General features: G+C 38.5%; 27 protein-coding genes, 5 pseudogenes and 2 other annotated features. Of the genes and pseudogenes, 13 read left to right on the top strand and 19 right to left on the bottom strand.

Going from position 1 to position 21917, the window contains the following annotated elements; translation table 11 throughout:
* The first annotated feature begins 25 nt into the window (after positions 1-25).
* Complete coding sequence (locus HUK62_RS17415; RefSeq protein ID WP_016658770.1) at positions 26-205, top strand: hypothetical protein; 180 nt, start codon at positions 26-28, stop codon at positions 203-205.
* The gene (locus tag HUK62_RS17410) at positions 202-588 is read left to right on the top strand and encodes a type II toxin-antitoxin system death-on-curing family toxin (protein WP_004769969.1); all 387 of its coding nucleotides are present in this window, start codon (positions 202-204) and stop codon (positions 586-588) included. The genes HUK62_RS17415 and HUK62_RS17410 overlap by 4 nt, the downstream gene beginning before the upstream one ends.
* Before the next feature lies 1 nt (position 589).
* Here the strand turns inward: HUK62_RS17410 and HUK62_RS17405 are convergent, their stop codons facing one another.
* On the bottom strand, positions 590-1141 hold the full coding sequence (locus HUK62_RS17405) for a macro domain-containing protein (RefSeq protein ID WP_016658769.1): 552 nt from the start codon (positions 1139-1141) through the stop codon (positions 590-592).
* Between the two features lie 5 nt (positions 1142-1146).
* Positions 1147-1605 carry a hypothetical protein gene (locus HUK62_RS17400; protein WP_228723777.1) on the bottom strand — a complete coding sequence of 153 codons (459 nt, stop codon included), beginning with the start codon at positions 1603-1605 and terminating at the stop codon, positions 1147-1149.
* Between the two features lie 50 nt (positions 1606-1655).
* Here HUK62_RS17400 and HUK62_RS17395 point away from each other — a divergent pair.
* Positions 1656-2875, top strand: a protein-coding gene (locus HUK62_RS17395) for an IS3 family transposase (protein ID WP_176538554.1) whose coding sequence is annotated in 2 segments (ribosomal slippage) — positions 1656-1932 and positions 1932-2875 — 1221 coding nt in all. Because the reading frame shifts where the segments join, the coding sequence is not laid out codon by codon here.
* Positions 1931-2047: a sequence feature (AL1L pseudoknot), on the top strand. Its footprint overlaps the gene before it by 117 nt.
* A 39-nt stretch (positions 2876-2914) precedes the next feature.
* Here HUK62_RS17395 and HUK62_RS19310 read toward each other — a convergent pair.
* Positions 2915-3139 (bottom strand): annotated as a pseudogene (locus HUK62_RS19310) (hypothetical protein); the annotation flags it as partial.
* Positions 3140-3184: 45 nt separating this feature from the next.
* Here HUK62_RS19310 and HUK62_RS17390 point away from each other — a divergent pair.
* Positions 3185-4350, top strand: a protein-coding gene (locus HUK62_RS17390) for an IS3-like element ISAba22 family transposase (RefSeq protein WP_085942227.1) whose coding sequence is annotated in 2 segments (ribosomal slippage) — positions 3185-3443 and positions 3443-4350 — 1167 coding nt in all. Because the reading frame shifts where the segments join, the coding sequence is not laid out codon by codon here.
* 548 nt (positions 4351-4898) lie between these two features.
* Positions 4899-5414: pseudogene (locus HUK62_RS17385) on the top strand (IS6 family transposase); the annotation flags it as partial.
* Between the two features lies 1 nt (position 5415).
* On the opposite strand, the gene HUK62_RS17380 reads toward HUK62_RS17385, so the two are convergent.
* The 7 genes from HUK62_RS17380 to HUK62_RS17350 all read right to left on the bottom strand — a co-directional run bounded on the left by HUK62_RS17380 (position 5416) and on the right by HUK62_RS17350 (position 9650).
* Positions 5416-6036: a class I SAM-dependent methyltransferase gene (locus HUK62_RS17380; RefSeq protein ID WP_074947810.1), complete on the bottom strand. Its 621-nt coding sequence runs from the start codon at positions 6034-6036 to the stop codon at positions 5416-5418.
* A gap of 29 nt (positions 6037-6065) precedes the next feature.
* Positions 6066-6401, bottom strand: a complete 336-nt coding sequence (locus HUK62_RS17375) for a carboxymuconolactone decarboxylase family protein (protein WP_074947809.1) — start codon at positions 6399-6401, stop codon at positions 6066-6068.
* Between the two features lie 50 nt (positions 6402-6451).
* Positions 6452-6847, bottom strand: a complete 396-nt coding sequence (locus tag HUK62_RS17370) for a rhodanese-like domain-containing protein (protein WP_176538591.1) — start codon at positions 6845-6847, stop codon at positions 6452-6454.
* 239 nt (positions 6848-7086) lie between these two features.
* Positions 7087-7869, bottom strand: a complete 783-nt coding sequence (locus HUK62_RS17365) for a sulfite exporter TauE/SafE family protein (RefSeq protein WP_120366200.1) — start codon at positions 7867-7869, stop codon at positions 7087-7089.
* A gap of 71 nt (positions 7870-7940) precedes the next feature.
* Complete coding sequence (locus tag HUK62_RS17360) at positions 7941-8813, bottom strand: MBL fold metallo-hydrolase (protein WP_176538553.1); 873 nt, start codon at positions 8811-8813, stop codon at positions 7941-7943.
* Between the two features lie 2 nt (positions 8814-8815).
* Positions 8816-9232 carry a YeeE/YedE family protein gene (locus HUK62_RS17355; RefSeq protein ID WP_016165475.1) on the bottom strand — a complete coding sequence of 139 codons (417 nt, stop codon included), beginning with the start codon at positions 9230-9232 and terminating at the stop codon, positions 8816-8818.
* A 1-nt stretch (position 9233) separates the two neighbouring features.
* The gene (locus HUK62_RS17350; RefSeq protein ID WP_086194751.1) at positions 9234-9650 is read right to left on the bottom strand and encodes a YeeE/YedE family protein; all 417 of its coding nucleotides are present in this window, start codon (positions 9648-9650) and stop codon (positions 9234-9236) included.
* Between the two features lie 122 nt (positions 9651-9772).
* Between HUK62_RS17350 and HUK62_RS17345 the strand changes: the two genes are divergently transcribed.
* The 3 genes and pseudogenes from HUK62_RS17345 to HUK62_RS17335 form a co-directional block, all read left to right on the top strand.
* Positions 9773-10084, top strand: coding sequence for a metalloregulator ArsR/SmtB family transcription factor (locus HUK62_RS17345; RefSeq protein WP_016165477.1), 312 nt, complete (start codon positions 9773-9775; stop codon positions 10082-10084).
* 92 nt (positions 10085-10176) lie between these two features.
* Positions 10177-11341, top strand: a protein-coding gene (locus tag HUK62_RS17340; protein WP_176538552.1) for an IS3-like element ISAba22 family transposase whose coding sequence is annotated in 2 segments (ribosomal slippage) — positions 10177-10439 and positions 10438-11341 — 1167 coding nt in all. Because the reading frame shifts where the segments join, the coding sequence is not laid out codon by codon here.
* A gap of 42 nt (positions 11342-11383) precedes the next feature.
* A pseudogene (locus tag HUK62_RS17335) lies at positions 11384-11740 on the top strand (type II toxin-antitoxin system HipA family toxin); the annotation flags it as partial.
* A 310-nt stretch (positions 11741-12050) separates the two neighbouring features.
* On the opposite strand, the gene HUK62_RS17330 reads toward HUK62_RS17335, so the two are convergent.
* Positions 12051-12272, bottom strand: a complete 222-nt coding sequence (locus tag HUK62_RS17330; RefSeq protein WP_176538551.1) for a helix-turn-helix transcriptional regulator — start codon at positions 12270-12272, stop codon at positions 12051-12053.
* A 194-nt stretch (positions 12273-12466) separates the two neighbouring features.
* On the opposite strand from HUK62_RS17330, the gene HUK62_RS17325 reads away from it, so the two are divergent.
* Complete coding sequence (locus tag HUK62_RS17325) at positions 12467-12718, top strand: hypothetical protein (protein ID WP_004758991.1); 252 nt, start codon at positions 12467-12469, stop codon at positions 12716-12718.
* Between the two features lie 269 nt (positions 12719-12987).
* On the opposite strand, the gene HUK62_RS17320 is transcribed toward HUK62_RS17325, so the two are convergent.
* The 5 genes and pseudogenes from HUK62_RS17320 to HUK62_RS17300 all read right to left on the bottom strand — a co-directional run bounded on the left by HUK62_RS17320 (position 12988) and on the right by HUK62_RS17300 (position 16841).
* Positions 12988-13209 carry an antitoxin HicB gene (locus tag HUK62_RS17320; protein ID WP_086374384.1) on the bottom strand — a complete coding sequence of 74 codons (222 nt, stop codon included), beginning with the start codon at positions 13207-13209 and terminating at the stop codon, positions 12988-12990.
* 33 nt (positions 13210-13242) lie between these two features.
* A complete protein-coding gene (locus tag HUK62_RS17315; protein ID WP_068911059.1) occupies positions 13243-14442 on the bottom strand; it encodes an integrase arm-type DNA-binding domain-containing protein in 1200 nt (399 codons plus the stop codon).
* A gap of 275 nt (positions 14443-14717) precedes the next feature.
* Positions 14718-14840 (bottom strand): annotated as a pseudogene (locus HUK62_RS17310) (IS1 family transposase); the annotation flags it as partial.
* Between the two features lie 31 nt (positions 14841-14871).
* On the bottom strand, positions 14872-15492 hold the full coding sequence (locus tag HUK62_RS17305; protein WP_114837874.1) for an IS1595 family transposase: 621 nt from the start codon (positions 15490-15492) through the stop codon (positions 14872-14874).
* Between the two features lie 116 nt (positions 15493-15608).
* Complete coding sequence (locus HUK62_RS17300; protein WP_151982611.1) at positions 15609-16841, bottom strand: ATP-binding protein; 1233 nt, start codon at positions 16839-16841, stop codon at positions 15609-15611.
* A gap of 430 nt (positions 16842-17271) precedes the next feature.
* Here HUK62_RS17300 and HUK62_RS17295 point away from each other — a divergent pair, with 430 nt between their 5' ends.
* Together HUK62_RS17295 and HUK62_RS17290 are read left to right on the top strand one after the other, a co-directional pair.
* Positions 17272-17562 (top strand): type II toxin-antitoxin system HigB family toxin, encoded by a 291-nt coding sequence (locus tag HUK62_RS17295; protein ID WP_000558186.1) that lies wholly within the window; start codon positions 17272-17274, stop codon positions 17560-17562.
* A 1-nt stretch (position 17563) separates the two neighbouring features.
* Positions 17564-17965, top strand: coding sequence for a helix-turn-helix domain-containing protein (locus HUK62_RS17290; RefSeq protein ID WP_176538550.1), 402 nt, complete (start codon positions 17564-17566; stop codon positions 17963-17965).
* A gap of 155 nt (positions 17966-18120) precedes the next feature.
* Here HUK62_RS17290 and HUK62_RS17285 read toward each other — a convergent pair.
* From HUK62_RS17285 to HUK62_RS17275, 3 genes and pseudogenes are all read right to left on the bottom strand, one after another.
* Positions 18121-19355 (bottom strand): IS3 family transposase gene (locus tag HUK62_RS17285; protein ID WP_110975987.1). Its coding sequence is split into 2 segments (ribosomal slippage): positions 18121-19079 and positions 19079-19355, totalling 1236 coding nucleotides; the frame shifts between segments, so codons are not numbered across the junction.
* Positions 18964-19080: a sequence feature (AL1L pseudoknot), on the bottom strand. It overlaps the preceding gene by 117 nt.
* A 47-nt stretch (positions 19356-19402) precedes the next feature.
* Entirely contained in the window at positions 19403-20053 is a 651-nt protein-coding gene (locus HUK62_RS17280; protein WP_004777953.1) for an IS6 family transposase, read from the bottom strand.
* A gap of 85 nt (positions 20054-20138) precedes the next feature.
* Positions 20139-21347, bottom strand: a pseudogene (locus HUK62_RS17275) (cation transporter); the annotation flags it as partial.
* Here HUK62_RS17275 and HUK62_RS17270 point away from each other — a divergent pair.
* On the top strand, positions 21346-21600 hold the full coding sequence (locus HUK62_RS17270; protein WP_228723778.1) for a type II toxin-antitoxin system RelE/ParE family toxin: 255 nt from the start codon (positions 21346-21348) through the stop codon (positions 21598-21600). The pseudogene HUK62_RS17275 and the gene HUK62_RS17270 sit on opposite strands and share 2 nt — an antisense overlap.
* Complete coding sequence (locus tag HUK62_RS17265) at positions 21601-21882, top strand: addiction module antidote protein (RefSeq protein ID WP_000985610.1); 282 nt, start codon at positions 21601-21603, stop codon at positions 21880-21882.
* The last annotated feature ends 35 nt before the right edge of the window (positions 21883-21917 follow it).

The raw sequence follows: 21917 nt of genomic DNA, 5'->3' as shown, positions 1-21917 counted from the left end.
ATTCTCTTTTAATAGGGGTATGAAGATGAGAAAGCGTTTAAAAGACTATAGCCTTGATCAAGTTTCAAATCGCCAAAAGGTTTCAGGTCAAGTATTACCAATTCAATTTAGCAATGATGAAGCAACAAAACGTGTTGTGATGCACAGTGCTAAACGAGTTATTAAGCAGCATAAAGCAGAACTTCAAGAGCTTGCTTATAAATGAGTTTGATTAGCTCAACATTCGTGATCGCTGTACATGATGAGATCCTATTACAAACTGGCGTGGGGCGAACAGGCTGTCATATTGAAAAGCTAGAAAGCGTATTAAGCCGTATAGATCAGCAGATGTATTACAGCAATGTAAGCGACATTTTTGAGATCGCAGCATGGTTTGGTATTGCTATCTCAAAAGGTCATGCTTTTGTTGATGGTAATAAAAGAACTGGTTTAGCTGTAATGCTGACTTATCTAGAAATTCAAGGTGTTACCATTCAGGAACAAACAGGTTTAGATGATTTGATGGTCGATATTGTTGAATCACAAGAAGAACATGAATTGTTAGCCAAAATTGTGGCTGAATTCTTATACGAGCTTTCGATAATTTAAACTAAGAAATCAGAATCTGAATATTTGGATCATCGATATTCGATAAAATATTCTTATAAATTAAATAATTTTCATCCTCTCGGCAGATAAAAAATACTTCTGCAACATGATCATATTGAGGCAACATAGAGAGTATGGTGCCAATCGCAATTTCAGCAGCCTTTTGAGGTGGAAAACCATAAACACCTGTACTAATACATGGAAAAGAAACAGTGAGTGCATGAATTTCATTAGCTTTGAATAGTGCATTACTATAAGCATCACAAAGCAATTGTGGCTCATTGTGTTCGCCATCTAACCATCGTGGTCCAACCGCATGAATAAGGTATTTAGCAGGCAGATTACCTGCTGTTGTTACTTCTGCTTGACCTGTAGGGCATCCACCTTTTTCTTGATTTAGACGAACACATTCTTCTTTCATCAATGGTCCAGCTTTTTTATGAATCACATAATCAAGTCCCCCACCACCAAGCAAAGATTTATTTGCTGAGTTAACGATGGCATGTACAGCAAAAGCTGTTATATCTGCTTGGATGAGATGGACTTTTTTCATAAATTTTATGCAATACCGCGATCTTTTTTAAATTGAGAAATAATAGGATTTAATTCAGATCCACAGAATTCAATATACTCATTTGTAATTCCACGACCACTAGAAGGATGTGGCAACCCAACTACAGTGCAGTTTTCAAATTTATTGATATAAGCCAATGAGCCATGATAATCAGGCATTCTTAATGTTTGCAATTTTTCAATTTCATTGCCCATAATTGGAGTGAATTTATCCCTTACTTTATAAAATTTTAGTACCTTAGTTAAAAGCTCACTTCCCATAAACAGAATTACTTTAGGTCTAAGTTCTTCTATATGTGCTATAAAATTATCAACATTTTCATCTTGTTTGTAGAAAGGAATTGCAGAACGAGATTTTTTTGATTCTACAGCCCAATTAGTTTGTACAATCATTTTGTCGAAAGCATCGCCTAAGCCTTCCTCATTTAGAGGATGCCCCCACATTGAACCGTACCGGGTTTGTCGGAGAGTCAATATTCTGAGAGACTACCCCGATGACAAAATTAAAATATACCCCTGAAATCAGAGAAAGAGCGGTTCAATTATTGATTGAATCTGAAAAAGATTATCCTTCTACTTGGGCTGCAATCACAGCAATTGCGCCTAAGATTGGTTGTACTCCTGAAACACTTCGTGCCTGGCATCAAAAGCATTTAGATCAGCAAAATCCTATTAAAGTACAACAGATATCTGATCAAGAAAAAATGAAGCAAATGGAACGTGAAATTAAAGAATTAAAGCGTGCCAATGAAATTCTACGTAAAGCAGCCGCTTTTTTCGCCCAGGCGGAGCTCGACCGCCCATACAAATAATGGTGGATTTTATCCATAACAATAAAGATCGATATGGTGTTGAAGCGATTTGTAGAATTTTACCGATCGCAGCTTCGACCTATTATCGGGCTTTAGATCTCGTTGATAACCCAGAACATCGAGCGAAACGTGCTCTGCATGATTTACATCATGCAGAGCAAATCAAACGTATTTGGAAAGAAAGTTCAGGTCGATATGGTGTACGTAAAGTTTGGCAAAAATTGAAACGTGAGGGTTATGTTATTGCACGTTGTACAGTTGCTCGATTGATGCAAAAGCTAGGTATACAAGGTGTTTGGCGTGGTAAGAATAAACAAACTACTCGTAACCGAGATGACCAAAAACGGGCAGATGATTTAGTGAAACGTAATTTTAATGCTGATCATCCAAACCAACTATGGGTGGGTGACTTTACGTATATTCAAACTCATTCAGGCTGGGTATATACCGCATTTGTTATTGATGTGTTCTCACGAGCAATTGTTGGATGGAAAGTATCTACACGGATGAATACAGATATGGTACTCGATGCACTTGAACAAGCATTGCACGATCGAGGTATGCCTAAGAATGTGATTCATCATTCAGATAGAGGTGTTCAATATCTTTCTATTCGCTATACCAATCGTTTAGAAGCAGCAAATTTACGAGCATCAGTCGGTACGACTGGTGATTCATACGATAATGCTCTGGCTGAAACGGTGAATGGCTTATACAAAACAGAGGTGATTGAATATTTAAAAGCAGATTGGCAAGGTTTAGCAGATGTACAACTTGCGACACTAAACTGGGTAGATTGGTTCAATAAAAAGCGTGTACACAGTGCACTGGGTTATGTATCGCCTTTTGAGTTTGAAGCAATGTACTATGATAAGATTAACCCGTTAGGTCAGGTGGCCTAACTTAAATAAAAAAGTCTCCGACAAACCCGGTACGGTTCACATAGAAAACCAAGTTCTAATTCTTTTATCGTATTTAATCCATGTCTTAGCAACATCACCATATCGCAATGATTTATTAGAAAAGGTACATTCTTTAGTCATATCTATTATAACTTCTTGCCCCTTACTTTGTGATTCTTCACCCCATTCATAACCACAAATCATTAATCCGTTTTTATCATTAAAGCCTGCGAAAATTGAATTTGATGTGTGCTGAAAAAACAGGAGGTTTTAACTTGGTAAACTAAACACACTCATCAGGAGTTTACCATGAGCAAGAAACACAAGACTTACACCACAGAATTTAAAGCTGAAGCCATCAAATTAATTGAAGCCAATCAAGGCAATGTCTCGGAAACAGCTAGACAACTTAGCATTTCAATGCAAACTCTTTCAAATTGGAATACCAAAGCAAAGGCTGGAACTTTAGCAGGTACAAAACAGTATTCACCTGATCTAAACGCTCTACTCGAAGAAAATAAAAAACTCAAACAACAGCTCAAAATAGCTGAAATGGAACGTGAATTTTTAAAAAAGGCAGCAGCGTACTTTGCCAAAGAAAGTCAGTAAGGTACGCCTATATGAAACAAAAAAGATATTCTTTTCCAATTACCTTAATGGCTCGATTACTTCATGTTTCAGTTTCATGTTTTTATGATTGGCTCAAGAGAGGCGTGAGCAAAAGAACGATTCAACGAAATCAACAGACGATATTGGTGAAAATAGCCCATGAGGAGACAAAGCAGAGCTATGGTTATATTCGATTAACCAAATACTTACAAGCTCAGGGCATAAAAATGAGTATGTACGCTGTACGTCAGATAAAAGCGCTGAACCACCTGTATTGTAAGCGACACAAGCGTTTTAAAAGGACTACGAATAGTGACCATAATCGAGCGATCTATGAAAACCTGCTGGAGCAACAATTCTCAATGACTAGACCAAATCAAGCATGGTCAAGTGATATTACGTACATATGGACTGTTGAAGGATGGCTGTACTTAGCAGCGGTAAAAGACCTTTACACGAAGCAAGTGGTTGGCTATAGCTTAAATGAGCGCATGACAACACAGCTTGTTTGTAATGCGCTAAATATGGCTATTCACAATCAAAAACCAACCAAAGAACTGATTGTGCATTCAGACAGAGGAAGTCAATATTGCAGCCATGAATATCGAAATATACTTGAGCAATATGGTTTTCAAGGTTCAATGAGCAAGCGCGGAGACTGTTACGATAATGCACCGATTGAAAGCTTTTGGGGAATACTGAAAAATGAGTTAGTGCATCATTACAACTATCAAACCAGAGAAGAAGCCAAAGCAGATATTATAAAATACATTGAGTTATTTTATAATCATCGAAGAATTCAAAAGGGTTTGGGTTTTAAGACACCAAATCAAATGGCCGAAGACTTTTATAAGTTGGCTGCCTAGAATCTCCCAAGGGAAAGTCTCCTGATAATTCAGCGTATATCAATTTGCTAAATTTAGACTTTTTCCCATTTTATCTTCTCTGATACTTTTAAGATTCAAATTATCACATATATTTCATATAAATCATTTATATGGAAAGTTTTTTATAGATATAAAAATACACTTAACATAAAATCTCTTATACGAAATGCGTTATAATTATCTTTAGAAATCAATGCTGTAGTTACATGATTTTAGCCCACATACCCTCTGGTGGGCTTTTTTTATGATTTTTCACGTTCCACGCCTATTCTTTGACCAATGTTTCACGACTTTGTTCATATTAGTTAAACAATCGTGGTTAATCATAGGGTCTAAAAAAACGGCTCCAAAAGCCGGGGTAAACAGCCTTCAATGCAGATGCAGAAATAGCTTTCGATCTTCAGCCGTACAAGTATCAGTGTTGAAAAAGAAAATTACGGAACTCACAGCTGCATAAAATATTCGGCACTGTTGCAAATAGGCTGACATGATAAGCTAAATATCTTATTTATTTCGAGATACAGCAGATGAATCCCTTCCACGGTCGGCACTTTCAAGGTGAAATCATTCTTTGGGCTGTTCGTTGGTATTGTAAATATGGCATCAGCTATCGTGAACTTCAAGAAATGCTCGCTGAACGAGGCATAAATGTGGATCACAGTACAATTTATCGTTGGGTTCAGCGTTATGCTCCAGAAATGGAAAAACGGTTACGCTGGTATTGGCGTAATCCTACAGATTTACATTCATGGCATATGGATGAGACTTATATCAAAGTGAAGGGGCGATGGACTTACCTGTATCGTGCAGTTGATCAACGGGGTCATACGATTGACTTTTACCTTTCCGCTAGACGGAACAGTAAATCAGCCTATAGTTTTCTAGGAAAGATCTTCAATACGGTGAAAAAATGGCAAATTCCACGGGTCATCAATACAGATAAAGCAGCGACCTATGGCCATGCTTTATCACGATTAAAGCGAGAAGGAAAATGTCCAGTAGATATTGAGCACAGGCAGATTAAGTATAAGAATTCACTTGTTTTTACTTCATCACTTGTATCGCAAATTGAATAACATGGCATTTACCACAATGTAATTCTCCCTCCTGTCTTTCTTGCTCTCCAACATAAAAATGATGGATATGATCCTGCTTGAAAACCTGCAAAATATCCCACGGATCGTATAAATATTCGATATTTTTAGGGCCACCAGTTTTATAGTTGATCTGCTCCTTGGAATACAGCTCACCGATAAACCATCCACCGTTTAGCAAGGACTTTCTTATGCCTTCTAAAACCTGTTTTTGCGTTTCTGTATCGAAATGACCAAATACACAAATCACGTTTTGATAACGCTCGGACGGCCATTTCGCTGCTGTTAAATCAACATGTCGGAGTTCAAGCTTTATCCCTGTAGCTTCGGCTTTGCTGGACAGATGCTTCAAAGCAACATCGGAATAATCCCAAACTTCCGCCGAAAAAGGATAATTATACTGTCTTGCCTGCTCAGCCAAGTAAAGGATATTCCTTCCTTCTCCTTCAGCAATTGCCAGTGTTTTACCTTCTATCAGGATTTCCCCCGCAATCTCCTGAATAAACAGGTTTGCTGCTGTGCCGTATAGGTCCTGCGTCTGGGCATACAATTCATTCCAGTGCTGACTCATTTCATCCCTCCATTTACTTGACTATCCAATTAGTTGGAAAACTCTTTGAATGCTTCCAGCGCATTTGCAGCATACATCAATGAAGGTCCACCGCCCATATACACCGCAACGCCCAGAACTTCCTCCAGCTCCTGTAGGGTCATGCCCATTTTGACCAGGGTCCTGACATGAAAACCGATACAACCATCACAACGTGCAGCCACACCAATCGCCAAGGCAATCAATTCCTTGGTTTTTGGATCAATCACACCATCATGCATTGCGATCTGGGATAATTGATTGAAACTTTTCATTAAATCTGGTGAATCCTGGCTTAGAGTTCTTAAACTACCTGAAATATTTTGGGTTAATTCTTTGTATTTCATAATTTTTTCTCAAATTAAAAATCAACAATCAAGTTTTTATATTCAAAAGCTTATTTTTCTACCGGATAGCCCTGTTCCAGCCAAGCCTGATAGCCACCTTGAACCGACTTCACCAGAGTAAATCCCATATTCTGTAAAGTATCGGTTGCCAATGCTGAACGTCCACCCGTGCCACAGATCAAATAGATCGGCTGATCTTTTAGATGTTCCAGTGCCTGCATGGTATCGCAATGATGGCTAACCAAAGGATGCTGGTGAATCCTCATTTCTAAAACACCACGAGGATAATTCACCGCCCGGTCTATCGCTGCCGCCTGAAATTCATCCGGTTCCCGAACATCAATCAGAATGGTTTTATGGTTTTTCATCGCTTCAAACAGTTCAGCTACACTCACTTCCTGAATCCGGTTTTTCGCATTCCGGATCAATTGCTCTGCAGTTTTCATCATTTTCATTCTTCCTCGCTCATCAAAATCAGCCTCATCTGTTATAAATGCCAGATCAGCAACTTAAAAGCACTTTGTTATAAACTCTCATTCCAGCACTGTTGCAACGATCACACTATTGCAAACAGCCCATTTGCTAAATTCATTTTAGACTCTACACCTGTTTGATATTCATTCAGATGACAGATCATGTAGTCATACATCAACTCATGCATTCTTTATCCATACAATGCACAGGACTAGCCTATGAGTGCTGAATAGATTAAATAGATTGCCACCCCAATCACAGTCGTAGCAAAAATCTTCTGAACCCGGTTACTTTCAATTCGGTGCATCAGACTGCGTCCAATTAACATCCCTACAATACAGGCCAGAACAAAAGTCAGCGTGACCGAAACAGGATATTGAAAGCCATCTAGCACGTGTGCAGAAATACTGACACCACCAATCAGGAAAATAATCATTAGAGAAGTCGCAACGATACTGCGCATATCGAGGTCGGTGAATTTACGCAGTGCCGGGACAATCACAAAACCGCCGCCCACCCCGAGCAAGCCAGTCAGCAAACCCGCCACTACGCCAATACCGGCGAGGAACGAGGCCGTTTTCACATTCCAGATCAGGCGACCGGTCGTTTGATTGACCTTACACGGTGGATTCTCATGGTCATTAACTTTGTTAAAGAAGATCCGGTAAGCCACAATCAACATGACTAGACTGAAAGCCATCGTCAGCCAGACCGGAGAAACAATACCAGCCAGATTTACGCCATAGCGTGCTGAAGGAATACTGATCAGGGCGATCCAGAGCGCAGCGCGATAACGTACAATACGCTTGAATAAACCCTCGAACGTTCCGACCAAGGCAGACAGAGTCACTGCCAGCAAGCCCACAGGCGCAGCCTGTGCCACGGTCCAGCCCTGACTCGCCATCAGTGCCGGTACAGCCAGAATGCCGCCACCAGCACCGGTTAAACCCAGCAAGCCACCGATGGCCAACCCTTCCAGTATTAACACCCACATAGCCACTGTTCCTCTCTTTGCTAATGCAATTAAACAAAAGACAAACCTTTTTGTTTAATCTTGAAACATGCCTATTTGAAGTAATTAAGCGGAAGTTTTAAATAAGAAACCCCATTCTGTTCTGGCGTTGGGAACTGTCCTGCTTTCATATTGATCTGAATCGAAGGCAGAATCAGCTTCGGCATGCTGAGTCCTGAATCCCGCTGGTTTCGCATCTGAGCAAATTCAGTTTTACTGACTCCCTCGTGAATATGGATATTCTGTGTTTTCTGAGCCTGAATAGTGGTTTCACACACATACGATTCACGTGTTTCAGGCAAATAGTCATGACATAAAAAGACCCGTGTATCTTCTGGGAGCTGATACAGGCTGTGTACCGAATCAAAAAGCGTTTCTGCACTACCTTTTGGAAAATCACAACGGGCCGTACCATAGTCCGGCATAAACAGCGTGTCGCCGACAAAGACTGCATCTTCAACCACATAGCTCAGGCAAGCAGGCGTATGCCCCGGTGTTGCTATGTTATAAACATCCAGCTCACCGATTTTGAAATGCTCACCATCTTCAAATAAATGATCAAATGGCTGACTAGCATTCACCTGCTTGAGATCCAGATTATAAATTGCAGCAAAGGTCTGCTGCACCACAGCGATTTTCTGGCTGATTGCAATTTTTCCGCCCAGTTCCTGTTTCAAATACTGGGCTGCAGTCAAGTGATCTGCATGAACATGGGTTTCCAAAATCCATTCCACGTCTAAAGTCTGTGCTTTGACATAGGCAATGATACGATCTGCCTGTGTGGTTGAAGTGGTTGCAGATGCCGCATCATAATCCAGCACACTGTCAATGATGGCACAGCGCTTTGTTATTGGATCGGATACCACGTAACTGAAGGTATTGGTCGCCTCGTCAAAAAAATCCTGTACCAGTGGGTGTTTTGCCATCGTTATTCTCCAGCCCATTTACGGTGCAGCAATACGCCAATCAACATCGCGATAATAAAATAGAAGACCTGGTAATGCCCCAGGCCAATCAAGGTGAAACTTGGTGCTGGACATACCCCAGCAATCCCCCAGCCGATACCAAACAACAGGCTGCCAATGATTAAGCGTGGATCAAGTTTTTGACTGGTGGGCAATACAATAGGTTCGTTAAATACGGTTTTCGGTGCTGCAGAACGCATGGCTTTTTGAAAGGGAATAAATGCCACGGCAATTGCACCCATCATCACAAAGGCCAGACTGGCATCCCAGTCACCAAACAGATCCAGGAAATCCAGCACTTTTTCCGGATTGGACATGCCTGAAACCATCAGTCCGACAGAAAAAAGAGCACCAAAAATAAAAGCTAAAATATTTTTCATTTTAAAATGCTCCAGTCACGTGACGAACAATATAAACAGTGACAAAACCAGCAAACATGAAACTCATGGTGGCCACGATGGAACGTTTAGACAAACGACTCATCCCGCAAATGCCATGACCGCTGGTACAGCCTGAACCTAAGCGGGTACCAAAGCCGACCAAGAGACCCGCAACCACCAGCATCAGCGGACTCGCATTCAATTCAATTTCTGGCTGAACAAACAGTCCATAGATAAATGGCACCGTGATTAAACCCGCCATGAACCAAATCGCAGATGTTTTAAACATCGTTTTAGGATTCAGCACCTGTCCGATTAAGCCACTGATGCCTGCGATACGACCATGCACATACAGGTAACCAACGACCGATACACCGAGCATCAAACCGCCGAGAAAAGCAATCAGGAAATCATGCATAGCGAGTCTACTTAAGTTTACAATATATTTATATATAATATATAATATATAATATTAATCAAGCACTCTGTGATATTCTTTCATAAATGATTTTTAACTATGCAGGACTGAAGGAGATCGTAATGAATACTGGAACTAATCAGGCTAAAATTGATTTTTCGGAAGTCGATATAGTCACAAACTACTTAAAAGTCTTATCAAATCCTGACCGCCTAAAAATTTTATGTGTCTTGGTAGAAGGCGAACTCAATGTACAGAAAATTGAGGAAAGCACTGATATTCATCAACCAACACTGTCCCAACAACTGACTGTACTGCGTAAAAATAATATGGTCAGCACTCGTCGTGAAGGTAAACAGATTTTCTATCAAGTATCTGACCCCAGAATCCTGACGATTATGCAAACCCTGCATCAGTTATATTGTGCTGCTTAAGCCTGTTTTTCACTCTAACTTGTACCTGATGTGTGCTGAAAAAACAGGAGGTTTTAACTTGGTAAACTAAACACACTCATCAGGAGTTTACCATGAGCAAGAAACACAAGACTTACACCACAGAATTTAAAGCTGAAGCCATCAAATTAATTGAAGCCAATCAAGGCAATGTCTCGGAAACAGCTAGACAACTTAGCATTTCAATGCAAACTCTTTCAAATTGGAATACCAAAGCAAAGGCTGGAACTTTAGCAGGTACAAAACAGTATTCACCTGATCTAAACGCTCTACTCGAAGAAAATAAAAAACTCAAACAACAGCTCAAAATAGCTGAAATGGAACGTGAATTTTTAAAAAGGCAGCAGCGTACTTTGCCAAAGAAAGTCAGTAAGGTACGCCTATATGAAACAAAAAAGATATTCTTTTCCAATTACCTTAATGGCTCGATTACTTCATGTTTCAGTTTCATGTTTTTATGATTGGCTCAAGAGAGGCGTGAGCAAAAGAACGATTCAACGAAATCAACAGACGATATTGGTGAAAATAGCCCATGAGGAGACAAGGCAGAGCTATGGTTATATTCGATTAACCAAATACTTACAAGCTCAGGGCATAAAAATGAGTATGTACGCTGTACGTCAGATAAAAGCGCTGAACCACCTGTATTGTAAGCGACACAAGCGTTTTAAAAGGACTACGAATAGTGACCATAATCGAGCGATCTATGAAAACCTGCTGGAGCAACAATTCTCAATGACTAGACCAAATCAAGCATGGTCAAGTGATATTACGTACATATGGATTGTTGAAGGATGGCTGTATTTAGCAGCGGTAAAAGACCTTTACACGAAGCAAGTGGTTGGCTATAGCTTAAATGAGCGCATGACAACACAGCTTGTTTGTAATGCGCTAAATATGGCTATTCACAATCAAAAACCAACCAAAGAACTGATTGTGCATTCAGACAGAGGAAGTCAATATTGCAGCCATGAATATCGAAATATACTTGAGCAATATGGTTTTCAAGGTTCAATGAGCAAGCGCGGAGACTGTTACGATAATGCACCGATTGAAAGCTTTTGGGGAATACTGAAAAATGAGTTAGTGCATCATTACAACTATCAAACCAGAGAAGAAGCCAAAGCAGATATTATAAAATACATTGAATTATTTTATAATCATCGAAGAATTCAAAAGGGTTTGGGTTTTAAGACACCAAATCAAATGGCCGAAGACTTTTATAAGTTGGCTGCCTAGAATCTCCCAAGGGAAAGTCTCCTGATAATTCAGCGTATATCAAACTTTGCTCTGCAATATTCCTCAGATATGAAGAACATTTTTGTTTCGCCACCTTTCGATATTACGCATACACTCATTTATGAATCCATTGATCATAAAATGGCACTCAAACTGGCGGGTAGTAAAGCATTTCCAGACCTGTCACATCTCATTAAATTGGCTGAAAGTGATCAATTTAGAATTAGAAATCCCAAAGCAATCATAGAGTCCTTGAGCGAAAATATATTGGACTATCTTCGTGCATCAAATGAGGTTCAATTATTCGATGGATTGCGGACATCTATAGAACTTTCAATTTCAAATGTTATGGCGACAGGCCTTGGCACCCAACATTATCGACATGATAAAAAGAAGTAATTTAAATGGTGTAATGAAAAATCCTGTAAAAAGACTCAAAATCTTGCAATAAGTACAAGGGCAACGTAAGATGAGGAGTGAAGTCATTTTAAATTCCTTGTACGGCAATTTGCATTACATGGAACAAACCCACAATAGTTACCGCTATTGTGGGTCATTAGCCCCTCTTCTTAACTAAGTTATAAGAAAAATACCTCTATCATTCGATTGATTCCTTTATATAAATAATAAAGTAAATATATGTTTTCGATGAAGCTTTATAAAATTCAGTATTAGACCTGTAGGGAAAACTTATCAAACGAAGTATTAGTTAATCCTTTTCTTCAACTTCTTCCTTAAACTCAAACAAATCATTCATCGTACAGTTAAAGTACTTACACAACTTATCGGCGACTGGTAATTCAACACGTACAGCACGGTCATAATACATACTTGTGAGCGTATTGCGATTGATACCTGTTGCATGCACCACTTCACTTAATTTTAAAATTTTTCTATCGCCCATGAGGCTAGATAACTTACAAGTAATCATATTTAAATTAATTTACAAAAAATAACTTGCTGCGGGTTATTTAAAGTTGTTGCCTGAGTAATACTTTGCTAAAATTAACCTACAGCAGGTTATTAAAACTTATAGAAAGTATATTTTATCCATTTCAACTAAATTATAACTTTTTAAGTATAAGGATTGAACCTGCACTAGATTATTTTGTGGAGATGACCGCCGTGTTAACAAATGAGTTATTGATCAGCCAGCAAGCTCGTGACTTAGGAAATCAATTAATTAAAGAAATGAACATCAATAGAAGTTATGGAATGGCTAATTTTCTTGGAGTAAATACTTGCTATGATAATCATCAGGCTGTACTTATTTGGACATTTCAACTGCTTGAAAGGGAACCTGCCTTAAATGAATTAGCAGAAATTAAAAAATATTTTCTTTTAATCTTTCCAGATAGTGTTTATCAATTAGCCTAAGTTGTATTTAAAAATTAATTTTTTAAATAAAAAGCACTAAATCAAAGAAACTTTCTTTAAAAATACCTATTAATTCATACGATTTACAGAATATATGAAGCATAAATTCTTGTTCCTGCTCTATCACTCACTCCTACTAGACATTAGTACAGACTAAAATTACATAGCTCTTTTTACTGATACTAAACGATTCATGTCCACACTACGTTCTGCGGCTTCGAGGGCTAGTTTTTGTTAAACCACTGAGAATAATGACAATAAACTGACCACTATATTTTTCCGGAGAGTGGTGTAGGAACTTTTTCATTATTGCTAATCATATCAGCGACAACATCAGCAACGAGCTCCTCTATTCCTGAGAATGCTTTAGACTGATCCGCATCAAGCCAAGACAATGATGGAAACTCAGCACACAACCCAACATACTCATTATCTTCTGCTGACCATGTAACACGGTAAGTATATTGTTTACTATCCATTTGACACCCCATAATGTTTTAAGTTTATGTATAAAAGTACGATTTTCATTTAGTAGTACTTAAATAATCACCCCACCACTGCATCATTTCAGTCCGTTGAGCTAAATAGTCAGCGTGATTATAGCTGGCACGGGTACGGTTCTTATCAATATGTGAAAGTTGTGCCTCAATCCAATTATCTTGGAACAAACCTGAGTCATTCAAAATGGTACTAAAAGTAGAACGTAATCCATGAGAAGATAATTGATGTTTGCCATACCCCATCTTACGTATGGCCATATTTAGAGTATTAAAATGAATCGGTTGATTGTATTTGCGTGGGCTAGCAAAAAGGTATTTTTCACCGTATGACCACTGCATGACGTCTTTTAAAATCTCTAAAGCCTGATTTGAAAGTGGAACTAAAAAATCTGGAATCTCATGGCCTAATATAACTTTTCGTCGAAACTGTTTAATATGTAAGGCTGGTATCCTCCAAATTTTATCTTTTAAATCAAAATGATGAGGCTCAGATAATAATAATTCAGCCCCTCGTACGCCAGTATGCAATTTGAACATCAATGCTTTTTTAATAATGGGATGGACATCCAATTTTTGTAATTTATTCTTAAAATCAGATATATCCTCCGCTTTCAAATACGGATAATTTTTCTTGATTTTGCTGTTAATGGTGATTTTATTTAAACCATGAGCGATGTTGAACTCACAATAACCCATCGCTACAGCGTAGTCATAAATTTGGTTCAAATAACTACAAGCTTTTTTGACAGGTTCTTTTACTTGGCGTCCCTCTATTTTTTTAATTACTGAAACCAGGTCATAGCGCTTGATATTTTGAAAAGGTAAATCCTGAAGGTCTGGATAAATATCTTGCTGTAAACATCTTTCTGCTAACTGTAGTACACCACAGCGGGGTAGATCGTTGAATGCATTCTTAATTTTGAACTGCAGCCACTCATCTCCGACCTTGCCAAAGGTGATGACATTAGAGGCAGTATCTTGTTCAAAACAGAAATTATTGTCTTTAAAGTCATCTCTGACTTGTCGTGCCTTTTTCAGTGATAAATCAGGATAAAGACCTAACTGAATGCGTCGACGTTTTTTGGTTAGTGGATCTGTATAACGATAGCACCAAGATTTTCTTCCATTCGGCTCAATCTTCAGGCTAAGTCCATCTTCATCGGATAAAAAACATGTTTTTTCCTTGCAATGAGCTTGGCGAACTTTAATTTCAGTAAGACTCATGGAATTTAAATGAAACCTATCAGAGGATTGATTGGATCAATTATATCAAACTAAAACGTTTTATATATGATGCGTAGGCTACGCATCATATAAAATTGTAATACACTGTTTTATATATTTATTGTTATTAGTATTTTTATTTTAGTAACCATCTTAAGTCCCATCTCTACTTAATATGTAAGATGAGATAAATAAGCAGCTAATTACACTAACCTGAGTTAGATATAAAAAAGAGTAGAAAAAAATCCGGTGGTGTTTTAAAAAGTATGCTGACATTAAATGAAGCCATTATTGATGTAAAAGAAGGTTAAGTCGAAGGCTTTAAAATGGTTTTCAAGCTTTTTGGAGAAATTACAACTTCTTCTAAAACCACGTCTTATTCGATGCCTTATTTTGCAAGGCTCTAGACTAGCAGATTTGCACTTAGTTTTACCTAATGAGGTCCCACAACTCTGTTGCTAGCTCATTAGGCTCCCTCATCCAACGCCATTCTGTTTCTTTAAGATGATAATCAAAATACTCTTTTGATATACCGTTGAACTTTGCTAGCCTTCTTTTACAAAAGCTCCAGAATGATTCTATTCCATTTATATGACATTGTCCTCTAGCAAATTCATTCACTCCATGATTTACTCTAAAATGCTTTGAGTAACCAACATCTACCAAACCATTGTATCCACGCCAACCATCACTATAAATTACACTTTCAAGTGCAACTTTACCTAAGATAACTTTTTGTAATGTAGTCTTTTTACAATCAGGGACTATTTCTGTATAAACTCGACCATTCCTTTCAAATATTCCAAATACAGGTTGTTTTAAAGTACCTCGACCTCGCTTCAACTTCCCATGAAAACCACGTTGTCTTTTTGCCCTAAAATAGCTCTCATCAATTTCAATAGAACCTACAAACTTTGCTCTTAAATCTGTTTGATGATCGTAGATTGCTTTTCTAAAAAGCATGTACCAATAGTTGATGGTATTACGGTTCAAGTTAAGCAATAAGGCTGTTTTAGAAGCAGGAATATCAATGCAAAAGCACTGAATAATTTTTTAAATCTTATAGTGACTTAATTTACTGTTTTCTATCATGATTCTAGACTAACATATCTATTCTGCTAGTCTAGAGCCTTAATAAATAAGAGTATCCATGTCTATCCTCAACTTTACTTATTTTCAGATAGCAACCAATCGAGAGCACTCATTTTTACAATACCATTATAATTTGCTTCAGTCCCTATCGTGTCTAAGGTAAGTAAATATTTGGGATACGAATCAGAAATTTTCTGTAATGGACGTAACTCTCGGCTGAGTGTCTCTTCATTGAGCGTTTCTAATGCCACTTGATAATAAGTTAAATTCTGTAAAGTATCGACAGCAACAAAATCAATTTCATATTCATCAACACGCCCTACATAGACGGTATAACCTCGTCTGACAAGCTCAAGATAAATCACATTTTCTAAGATATGACCTTGATCAGCATTAGCATCAGGCAACATAATCCGGCGCAATCCGACATCAACTAAATAGTATTTTTCAGAGGATTGTAATAACTCACGCCCGCGTACTTTAAATTGTGCGGCACTATAAAATAACAAACTGTCCTGTAAGCCCTGAATATAGCGTTTTACTGTTTCAAATGAAATTTTAACCCCATTTGAAACAAAGGTATTTTTAATTTTATTGATAGAAATAGGTGAGCCTGTCACGCTTGCCAAATATCTTGCGACACGCTCGAGAGAGTTAATATCGGCAGTATTCAAACGGGGAATAACATCTTTAAACATTACACTGGCATAGACCGCTTGCAAGTAATCATAAGTTTCCTGCTGGCTAGTCATGGCAAGCGTATAAGGGAAACTACTGCGCGTATACATGGCATACAAATCACGATTGGATAATTGTTGGATGATCGGATTATTTTCAATATGCCACTGTTTAAATTCTTGGAATGACAGAGGTAGAACATGTTGCTCGATATAGCGTCCTGTAAGTAAAGTCGCAAGTTCTCCACTTAGAAAGAATGCATTTGAGCCTGTAATATATAAATCGATATAATCCCGAACATATAAAGAGTCGACTACTTTCTCAAAATTTGTAACATGTTGTATTTCATCTAAAAAAACATAGTTTTTTTTACTTTTATCAACTTTGGACAATACATAATCATGTAGTTTACGGTAATCGGTGAGTTCTTCAAATTCCATAAATTCGAAGTTGATGGCAATGATGTTTTCGGCTTGTACACCCTGTGCTTTTAGGTCTTGTTGAAACATCGCCAATAAGGTGGATTTTCCAGAGCGACGCACACCTGAAAGTACTTTAATGACATCACGGTCTTGCCATGTATTCAGAAATTTTAAGTAGCCATCACGTCGAATATTAGCGCTTCTCATTGTTTACACTTAGAATCTAAAGTTTTAATAAATTCTATCAAATTTTAGAACGTATATGTAAATATATTTAATTTTAAAAAAAATTTAAAGGTTAAGTGAAACACTCAAAGCTGCTGTTAAAGTATGCGGATAGTAAATGTAACAAAAATCTAGATTCTATCTTTTTTGATTATTTTCCATGTCATGTTATGTCATTGATGCTGCGACTTAACGGCTATATAAATTAAGTGAAAAGTAAATGGAACTAAGATGTTAACTAGAGTGGAACTCATTTTTGTTGTACTAATGGTATCAGCCTTATTGCGCATGAAATGCTAAAAGGTTTATTTTTTAAGATCATCAGATTAAGTGCATTTTGATAATGAATAAAGCTCCGTGTGGCGCTTTATTCATCCTAGCCATTCAATATTGCAAAATGCGATAAAATGTTATGCATGTGATCACCCACACTCGAATTATAGAAGCAATGCAAAAGTGGCCACAGGCTGAAACGGCATTAGATGGTTGGTATCGAACCATAAAGGCAAACGATCCGAAAGATTTTGCTGAGATGAAACATCTCTTTCCAGAGGTCGATAAAGTTGGAAAGTTCCATGTATTCGATATTGGCGGGAACAAGATCCGACTTATTGCAGTCGTGATGTATCAAGCAAAACGTGTGTATATCCGTGATGTCTTGTACCATAAAGAATATGACAAAGGTCATTGGAAGGAAGGTTAGTATGAACGCGATGATTAAACAGGCCGTAGACCACTGGCACTGCGTTGCACCATTGCTCAGCAAGCCAGAAAATGAAGACGACTTTCATACACTTGTTGAAGCTTTAGATGAACTTTTAGATACTGTTGGTGATGACGAGTCCCATCCTTTAATGGGGCTTACTCATCAGCTTGGTGATTTGGTTTCTGATTATGAAAATGAGCATCTTCCTATGCCTAAAGGGGACGGTCGTGCTGCTTTGGCTTTTTTGATGGAGCAACATGGTTTAGGTCAGTCTGACTTAACAGAGGTTGCAACACCATCAGTGATTTCTGAGATTTTAAGTGGTAAACGCGAACTGAATATTCGTCATATTAAGGCATTGTCTGAGCGGTTTAATGTATCGGCAGATACGTTTTTCTAAAAGAGAGGTGGATCAGGAAATTTGGCTCAATTAGGGGTACTTTGCCTTTCAAATCTTTGTGCAACAAAGCCCAGAGAATCTATAAATGATAGTGCGTAAGTCCTAGAGTATATAAAATGAACCGTACCGGGTTTGTCGGAGACTTTTTGTTTAAGTTAGGCCACCTGACCTAACGGGTTAATTTTATCATAGTACATCGCTTCAAAATCAAAAGGTGATACATAACCTAGTGAACTATGTATACGTTCTTTATTGAACCAATCTACCAAATTTAATGTGGCAAGTTGTATATCACCCAAACCACGCCAATCTGCTTTTAAATATTCAATCACCTCTGTTTTGTACAACCCATTCACTGTTTCAGCCAATGCATTATCGTATGAATCCCCCGTAGTGCCGACTGATGCTCGTAAATTCGCTGCTTCTAAACGGTTGGTATAGCGAATTGAAAGATACTGTACGCCTCTGTCACTATGATGAATCACGTTATTTGGCATTCCTCGATCATGCAATGCCTGCTCAAGTGCAGCGAGCACCATGTCGGTATTCATCCGTGTTGATACTTTCCATCCAACAATTGCTCGTGAGAACACATCAATAATAAATGCGGTATAGACCCAGCCTGAATTGGTTTGAATATACGTGAAGTCGGCCACCCACAAGTGATCAGGATGATCAGCTTTAAAATTGCGTTTTACTAAATCATCTGCTGATTTTTGATCATCTCGGCTACGCGTTGTTTGTTTATTCTTACCACGCCAAACACCTTGTATACCTAGCTGTTGCATCAATCGAGCAACTGTACAACGTGCAATAACATAGCCTTCGTGTCTTAGTTTTTGCCAGACTTTGCGCACACCATAACGACCTGAACTTTCTTTCCAAATACGTTTAATCTGTTCAGCATGATGTTGATCATGTAGATCTCGTTTCGCTCGATGTTCCCTTGCGAAGCAATGCTTCTCATCGCAGAGATCTAGAGTCCGGTAATAAGTTGAAGGTGCGATAGGTAAAATCCTACAAATCGCCTCGACTCCGTACGGCTCTTTATTATTATGGATAAAATCCATCATTATTTGTGTGGGCGGTCGAGCTCCGCCTGGGCGAAAAAAGCGGCTGCTTTGCGTAGAATTTCATTGGCACGTTGCAGCTCTTTATTTTCACGTTCGAGCTGTTTAATACGTTCTTGATCTGAAAGCTGCTGTACTTTAACTGGATTTTGTTGATCCAAATATTTTTGATGCCAGGAACGTAGTGTTTCAGGGGTACAACCAATTTTAGGTGCAATTGCTGTGATTGCAGCCCAAGTAGAAGGATAATCTTTTTCGGATTCAATCAATAATTGAACCGCTCTGTCTCTGATTTCAGGAGTATATTTTGGTTTTGTCATTGGGACATTCTCTCAAGAAAAATGGTCTCCGACAAACCCGGTACGGTTCAAAATGACGATGCTTGTCCTTTACGTAGTGCACGCATGACTTCAATACCTTTAATTGTGGCATAAGCCGTCTTCATAGATTTGAATCCTAATGTGGCCCTGATGATCCGCTTTAGCTTGCCATGATCACATTCAATCACGTTATTTTTATACTTAATCTGCCTGTGCTCAAGGTCTGGTGGACATTTACCTTCCCGTTTTAACCGTGATAAAGCACGTCCATATGTGGGTGCTTTATCCGTGTTGATCACTTGTGGAATTTGCCACTTCTTCACATTATTTAAAATTTTTCCAAGAAAACAATATGCTGATTTGGTATTACGTCTAGAAGAAAGATAAAAATCAATGGTATCGCCACGTTGATCGACTGCACGATACAGATAAGACCATCGTCCATTCACTTTTACATAGGTTTCATCAATATGCCACGAGCTCAGATCTGTAGGATTACGCCAATACCAGCGTAAACGTTTTTCTATTTCAGGAGCATAACGTTGAACCCAACGGTAAATAGTCGTGTGATCAACATTCACACCCCGTTCGGCCAGCATTTCCTGCAGTTCACGATAGCTAATGCCATATTTACAATACCAGCGCACAGCCCAAAGAATGATTTCGCCCTGAAAATGCCGACCATGGAAAGGATTCATATGCTGCACCTTTAGCTAAAACAGTCTTCAGCTTACCATTCGTGGTTATTTGCAACAGTGCCAAATAGATTCATTTTCGATACTCTTACTTCAAAGCCAAAATTTTTCGGGCACCATTAAGTACGAATAAAGAAACCAGTATGCCAATGATTAAGTCTGGATAAGCTGATCCCGTCCACGCCACGAGTACACCGGCAAATATAACGCCCATATTTACGACAACGTCATTCGCCGAGAAAATCCAACTGGCTTTCATATGTGCGCCATCTTCTCGATGACCAGAAATAAGATATAAGCATGTCACGTTAGCTATAAGTGCGAGCAGGCCAATAACAATCATGAGCGTTGATTCTGGCTCGCTTCCAAACATGAATCGTCTAATGACATCAACAATCACGATAACAGCAAGTAATAACTGAATCCAACCTGCGAAATGGGCTGCTTTTATTTGATATTTCGCAGCTTTTCCGACGGCATATAGTGCAATACCATAAACGGCTGCATCGGCAAACATATCTAGAGAATCAGCAATCAATCCTGTAGACGCAGCAATAATACCGCTGATGAATTCTATAAAGAAAAGTAGAGCATTAATACCTAATAACAGTTTAAGTACTTTAGCTTGTCTCACAGGATCAGGTTCATTAGGTATATCGCCTGAAGAAAGCTGTATTTCATCAAGTTTCGCCCCAAAACCCAGTCCTTCGAGTTTAGCCGTAATTTGCTGAATCCCTTCATTATGGAAGACTTTCAGTTTTCGATTGGGAAGATCAAAAGTAAGACCTTTAACTGCTTCAATATCTGCAAGAGCCATACGGACCATTTGCTCTTCAGCAGAGCAATCCATTTTAGGAATGGTGTAGGTACTTGTTTGCTTAGCCTGTTGATTGCTTATATAAGTTTCAGTCTTCACAAGCTTTGCACCAAAACCCAAAGCTTCAAGTTTGGTGGTTATATTTTCATCTTTTTGATTATGTAGAACCTTTAAAGAACGGTTAGGTAAATCAAAGATGAGTTTTTGAACACCATCAATTGAAGATAGCGCCATACGAACCATCTGTTCTTCCGCAGAACAATCCATTTTGGGAACTAAGTATTCACTCATGTAGTGCGAATCTTTTAAAACGTCTTCAGTGCTTAAATTTTCTTTGGGATCAGAACCACAACAGGATTGAGCGGTATCTTCACAACTGTTTGAAGTGTTACAGCAAGGAGATGAAGATTTTTTTTCTTCCTCTTCACCACAACAGCTAAGCGTATTATCACAATTCTTTGAATTGTTTGCTTCTGCAATTGTAAGATATTTAGCTTATCATGTCAGCCTATTTGCAACAGTGCCGGTTGAAGATGGAAACTTTGGAGATACTGAACCAGTCGGTGAAGGTGTCTCTGAATTACGTTTCTTCTTTGGACCTGGCTACAGGATCTATTACTGTAAGCAAGGGCAAAGGGTCGTTATTCTTTTAGCAGGCGGAGACAAGTCTACGCAAAGTAAAGATATAAAACTTGCCCTACAACTAGCACAAGATTTAGAGGAGGAGCTGTAAATGGCTATCAAACTTCGTAAATGGGACAGTGCTGAACATCTTAAAACAGAAGAAGATATGCAAGCTTACCTACAAGCCTGTATAGATGAATCTAATGGTGATGCGGCATTCATTGCAAAAGCTTTAGGTAATATTGCTAAAGCTAAAGGAATGGCTCAATTATCAAGAGACACAGGTTTAGGCCGAGAAAGTCTTTATAAAGCACTTTCTGGCGATGTAAATCCAAGCTTTGATACTGTTATTAAAGTGGTAAAAGCGCTGAATTTACGCTTAGCAATTTAAAAAAAACTAGTAAAAAAGGGAGCTTAAAGCTCCCT

It is taken from the genome of Acinetobacter sp. NEB 394 (assembly GCF_013374795.1).
Taxonomy (GTDB): Bacteria; Pseudomonadota; Gammaproteobacteria; order Pseudomonadales; family Moraxellaceae; genus Acinetobacter; species Acinetobacter johnsonii.
Note: the sequence above shows the minus strand (reverse complement) of the source record. Positions and strands in the feature narration are given on the sequence as shown.